The sequence below is a fragment of the Borrelia crocidurae genome (assembly GCF_000825665.2).
GTDB classification, from domain to species: domain Bacteria; phylum Spirochaetota; class Spirochaetia; order Borreliales; family Borreliaceae; genus Borrelia; species Borrelia duttonii.
The window spans coordinates 325,710-330,840 of the sequence record NZ_LN609267.1; the positions used below are offsets into that span (position 1 = coordinate 325,710).

Sequence of the window (5,131 nt, forward strand, 5' to 3'; positions counted from 1 at the left end):
GTGTTGGCGATGGTGGGTTTACTTCTTCTAGTAGTAATACGAAAATAGAAAACTGGCCTGTCATTGACATAATAATGACCCAAAATGACATTTACAAAATCAAATATTATTGTTTTTAAATCTTTGACCAAAATTCTCCTAAAACACAAATAACATCTAAGCTCATCACTTGCTTGAAATTTAGCAACTAAAACATCTCTACATCCCTCATTAGAAATTACATCATGTTTAATTTTGCAACAAAATAAATAATAAAATAAAGACAACGACAATATACCCCTGATATTATCAGATTCATCTTCAAATGCAAATAATCTCACATTTAGCCTCATATAAAACTCTTTAATTAAAATCAAATTTTTTATAAAAAGTTCAATCAATATATGACACCTAAAATAAATTACTATAAAACTATAGTCTATAATAACTTATTTTTCAGTCTTCTAACAAAAGTATCCGTACAAAAGGATGCAAAACGTAAACTTTTATTATCAAGTTTTAACTCAAAAACAATATTAACCCCAAATGTACCAATATTAACACCATCAACAAAAATTGATGCAGAATTTAATGTATACCCTTTTTGAAACGCAAGTGACAGTTTACTTTTACTTGAAAAAATAAAAGAACGATTATAAACAGAATGTGGTGAAATGGGTGTTAAAATGAAAGCCTTAAGATCAGATTCTAAAATAGCTCCTCCCGCTGAAAAAGAATACCCAGTTGATCCTGTTGGAGTTGCAAATATTATTCCATCACTCTTATACGAAAGAAAATCTTCTGAATTAACTTTAAGATTTACATAAATCAATTTATTTAAAATACTAGAACGAATAATCACATCATTTAAAGCATATTTAGTAAATAAATTATTTCCATCTTCATAAGCACTAATACAAAGTAAATATTTTTTATGAATCACTAAAGAATTATTAAAAAACTTATCTATCACATCTTTAAAGTCTCTAGGCTTTATATCTGCCAAAAATCCTACTTTACCCAAATTGATTGAAATAATAGGAATATCAATATCATTCTTTAAAAGTAAACTACTGGCTAATAAAACAGTACCATCTCCACCCAAAGTTATTGCAAAAATCAAATTATCTTTATTTGATACATCACATAAAGATTTATTCATTCCTGCAAATAAACTTAAAACACCATACTTAAACTCCAAATATCTTTGTATCTCACAAGCAAGAACTTCAGCATCTAAATTTGAATAATTTACGTAAATTAAAACTTTACTACCCATTATTCTCCTTATATGGAATCTTTTCAAACTCGCTCTTATCAAATATTCGTTCAATATCAATTAAAATTAAATATTCACTCTCAAAATTTTCTTTTTCCTCAATCTTAACAACACCAGATATATATTTTTTATCAAAAGTTTGTAAAGTTGCAGGAGGCTCTTGTATTCTTGAAACATCAAAACTAATAACTTTTAATACTTTATCTACAAATATTCCTAAAAGTTTATTTTGAATATTTACTATTAAATAACCTACTAAAAGTTTATCTTCTTCTGTTGCATAAACAGAAGGAATATTAAATCTAATATTTAAATTTATCAAAGGAATAACATTTCCTCTAAGATTATAAATACCTGTAATATAATCAGGAACATTAGGTATTGCATAAACACCTTCTAAGGGTACTTTAATTACCTCTCTAATATGCTCTATTGAAACTCCATAACTTTCTTTACCAATTTTAAAACATGCAACTTGTAAATGAGATTTTTTTTCCATAATTTTATCCTTTATAAACATACTTTAACAATCCTCAACAAAAAACAACTTAAACATAACTCTATAATTTAGCAAAATCTTTAGCTAAAAAATAAATTTCAAAGGAATTTTTACGAACAGCTTTAGGTCTCACTTTTTTAACAACTCTAAAACAACTCTTAAGTTTATAAAAAATCTGTTCTTCCTCACCACCTTGAAAAACCTTAAGTAACAAATTTCCACCTCTCATCAAACTCTCACAAGCTAACTCAAATATTCTGATATTTAAATTAAAAGAATTACTAGTATCGACTAATCTATTACCAGTAGTACTAGGAGCTGCATCGCTTACAATCAAACTATAAGGTGAAAAAATTTTGATTTTCTGATAAACCTCATCAAGATATATATTGCCCTTAATAAAATAAAAATTACTAGTAAAATTAAGATTTACATCATTAAGGTCAACTGCAACAAGCACTCCATTCTTAAGATTAGCATAAGCATATTGAGAAAAACTACCAGGAGATGCTCCAATATCTAATATATTACCAGAAGAGAACAAAGAAAATTTTTTATCAATTTCAATCAATTTATAAACAGATCTAGCAAGATACCCCTCATTTTTAGCTTTTTGTGAATATTCATCAAAAACATTATACATATAACTCTCTTAAACACACTTAATCATCATACTTTTTATTATAATTATAATTATGCAAAATAAATCATTTTTAGATAAAATCGAAAAAAATATCAATAATATATTTTCAAAAAATTACTTTCTAAACTTATTTACAGACAAAAACCTAAAACTAACACTTAACATACAAGCGAGTACAATAAATGCAATTCAAGCACCTGCTATTGAAATAATAAATAGAGGTGGAAAAAGAATCAGACCAATGTTAATGATTTTATTGGCACATGCACTAGGATATAACAACTCAGATACTGAAAATCTATATAAACTTAGCATGTTACTTGAATTACCTCATTCTGGAAGTCTTATTATCGACGACATAGAAGATGGTTCTCTTAAGAGACGTGGCAAGCCTTCTATTCATTTAATTTATGGATTAGACAACAGCATTAATACAGCAAATCTCATTTACTTTCTACCCGCAAAACTAATACAAACTTCAAATTTAAAGACAAGTCAAAAATTAATTATTTATGAAATTTTTTTTACAACTCTATCAAATCTTCATTTAGGACAAGGAATTGATATTACATTACATAATGGAACATATATTCCAAGTATTGAAGAATATATATCTTTAGTTGAACATAAGACAAGTTCTCTTTTTGGAATGGCTGGGTTTTTAGCAGGAATACTTACTAACAATGAAAATAAAGCAAAAAATCTTTACAATACATTCCTAAATATTGGAACATATTTTCAAATGATAGATGACATTAAAAATATCAAGGACGGAGTTAAGGGAAAAGATTTTGGAGATGACTTAATAGAAGGGAAAAAAAGTTTACCTATAATATACTTTTTAAGAGAAAAAAATTTTGATAATAAAATTATTCATGAACTAGCAAAAATTAAAAATCAACCTATAGATAAAGTAAAAGAAAAAATATTACAATTCAGTAATATGATCAACTCATCAAATGCGATCCAAAATTCTTCAATTCTTGCAACGTCATATCTTAATAAATTTATAGAAGAATTAAATTCATACAAACTGATTAATAAATACAAAGATATGATAATCAAGCTTGTAACAAAAATAAAAGAGGATAACCCATGAAAAAATACACAATAATACTAATTTGGTTCAATATAATTACTACTATTCATGCAACAATTTCTACAAAAGATGTCAGTATAAATAAAATCAAAGAACTCGAGAAACAAAATTCAATATTACTTAAAGAAACAAAGCAATATAACCAATCTAAAGCATTATTAATGCAAATTATCAATCAAGATCCAAAACAAGTTGATGCATATTTATTACTCTCAGAATTAGAATATCTCATGAACAATTGGTTAAAAGCAATAAAACAAACAAATAATTACCTACATATAATTGATTTCCAAGATACAAAAAATTATCTTGACATATCATGGGCATATTTTCTTATTGGAGAACTGGGAAATTCAATGGATTATATAATGCAGTTTCAAACAGATATAAAGAACTATTAAACAGTAATATATACGTATTAATTGACACTATTTTAAAAAAAGGATTTTATCATCTAATGCAAGATGAAGATTTAATGTTTAATATAATAATGAATACTATTTTTCAAATAGAAACACATGATGATACCATATTTACAATCTTTTTAAATAATTTGGATGTCATTAAACAAATTCCTTTTTATGAATTTAATAAAACTAAAATCAAAGATTTGGAATTACAGATTAAAACTTTAAAAAATCTTAAAAATGAAAATAACAACCTCTAAAATAATTTAGTTTTTCTAAAAAAAGCAGCAAATACATTAATCAATATAGCCATATAAAAAGGCAAAGAAAGTGCAAAATAAGAATTAACATAATCTTGAAGATTAAAAAATTTGTATTCAATAAACACCATAAAAAATGAACTTGGCAAAATAAGCCAGGGATTTGCAAATGCAATATACAATATACAAATAGCAAGCCAACCATTATTCAATCCCAAATCATAAGAATAAACATTAAAATTTATAGCAAGCAATGAACCCGCAACACTTGCCGATATTACAGAAACAAAAATAGCAAAAGACTTAAAATAATTACTAGTCTGTTCACCTAATACATTTTCATAATCATTTGAACGAATAAATTCAAATACTACCCTAACTATTGAATAATTTATTACATAAATACTAAAACTTAAAAAAGTAAAAAAAAATATAACAAAAAAAATAATGGCAATATTATTGGAAATATTTAAACTAAATCCTGGAATAAAATTGAAATTAGCTCTCATTAAAATTCTAACCAAGAAATTACACAATATATTAATTCCTATACCCGTTATAAAAATATTATAACCATTTATTGCAATAAAAGATAAAAAACAACCAAAAAGTAAACTAATACAAATTGTCATAATAACTGAAATAAATATTCCATAGCCCCAATATATAAAAAGAGAAGTCAAAAAAACAGACAAAAAAGAGATTCCCTCTATAGATATATTTAAAAGCCCTACTCTCTCAGTATAAAGAATACCAAGAGCTAAATATGCAAATATTATAGAATGCAAAAAAATACTAAACACTTACTTTTTACCCGTATTAATAAAAAACAATGCAATGAAAATAGAAATGGCCTGATACAAACCAATAAATTCATACTTAAATGAATAATTTATTTTAAGATAATTATTAAATTCGTTCAACATTGCAAAAAACAAACTAAAACATAACACATAAATATAATT

At 25.2% G+C, this 5,131-nt stretch carries 5 protein-coding genes and 3 pseudogenes; 2 read left to right on the forward strand and 6 right to left on the reverse strand.

Features of this window, described 5'->3' with window-relative positions; genetic code table 11:
- The 4 genes and pseudogenes from BN1173_RS01600 to BN1173_RS01615 form a co-directional block, all read right to left on the reverse strand.
- Positions 1-332 (reverse strand): annotated as a pseudogene (locus BN1173_RS01600) (hypothetical protein); the annotation flags it as partial.
- An 86-nt stretch (positions 333-418) separates the two neighbouring features.
- Entirely contained in the window at positions 419-1,258 is an 840-nt protein-coding gene (locus BN1173_RS01605) for an NAD(+)/NADH kinase (RefSeq protein ID WP_040236176.1), read from the reverse strand.
- The gene (locus BN1173_RS01610) at positions 1,251-1,778 is read right to left on the reverse strand and encodes a chemotaxis protein CheW (RefSeq protein WP_040236178.1); all 528 of its coding nucleotides are present in this window, start codon (positions 1,776-1,778) and stop codon (positions 1,251-1,253) included. Before BN1173_RS01610 ends, BN1173_RS01605 begins: the two co-directional genes overlap by 8 nt.
- A gap of 40 nt (positions 1,779-1,818) precedes the next feature.
- On the reverse strand, positions 1,819-2,400 hold the full coding sequence (locus tag BN1173_RS01615) for an SAM-dependent methyltransferase (RefSeq protein ID WP_025400657.1): 582 nt from the start codon (positions 2,398-2,400) through the stop codon (positions 1,819-1,821).
- Between the two features lie 52 nt (positions 2,401-2,452).
- Between BN1173_RS01615 and BN1173_RS01620 the strand changes: the two genes are divergently transcribed.
- Entirely contained in the window at positions 2,453-3,499 is a 1,047-nt protein-coding gene (locus BN1173_RS01620; RefSeq protein ID WP_040236181.1) for a polyprenyl synthetase family protein, read from the forward strand.
- Positions 3,496-4,166 (forward strand): annotated as a pseudogene (locus BN1173_RS01625) (tetratricopeptide repeat protein). The gene BN1173_RS01620 and the pseudogene BN1173_RS01625 overlap by 4 nt, the downstream one beginning before the upstream one ends.
- On the opposite strand, the gene BN1173_RS01630 reads toward BN1173_RS01625, so the two are convergent.
- Together BN1173_RS01630 and BN1173_RS04535 are read right to left on the reverse strand one after the other, a co-directional pair.
- Positions 4,163-4,969, reverse strand: coding sequence for a membrane protein (locus BN1173_RS01630; protein WP_040236182.1), 807 nt, complete (start codon positions 4,967-4,969; stop codon positions 4,163-4,165). The pseudogene BN1173_RS01625 and the gene BN1173_RS01630 sit on opposite strands and share 4 nt — an antisense overlap.
- Positions 4,970-5,131: pseudogene (locus BN1173_RS04535) on the reverse strand (ABC transporter permease); the annotation flags it as partial.

Coding starts and splice junctions, on each gene's coding strand:
- BN1173_RS01605 (WP_040236176.1), bottom strand. CDS start 1,258: ATGGGTAGTAAAGTTTTAATTTACGTAAATTATTCAAATTTAGATGCT.
- BN1173_RS01610 (WP_040236178.1), bottom strand. CDS start 1,778: ATGTTTATAAAGGATAAAATTATGGAAAAAAAATCTCATTTACAAGTT.
- BN1173_RS01620 (WP_040236181.1), top strand. CDS start 2,453: ATGCAAAATAAATCATTTTTAGATAAAATCGAAAAAAATATCAATAAT.
- BN1173_RS01615 (WP_025400657.1), bottom strand. CDS start 2,400: ATGTATAATGTTTTTGATGAATATTCACAAAAAGCTAAAAATGAGGGG.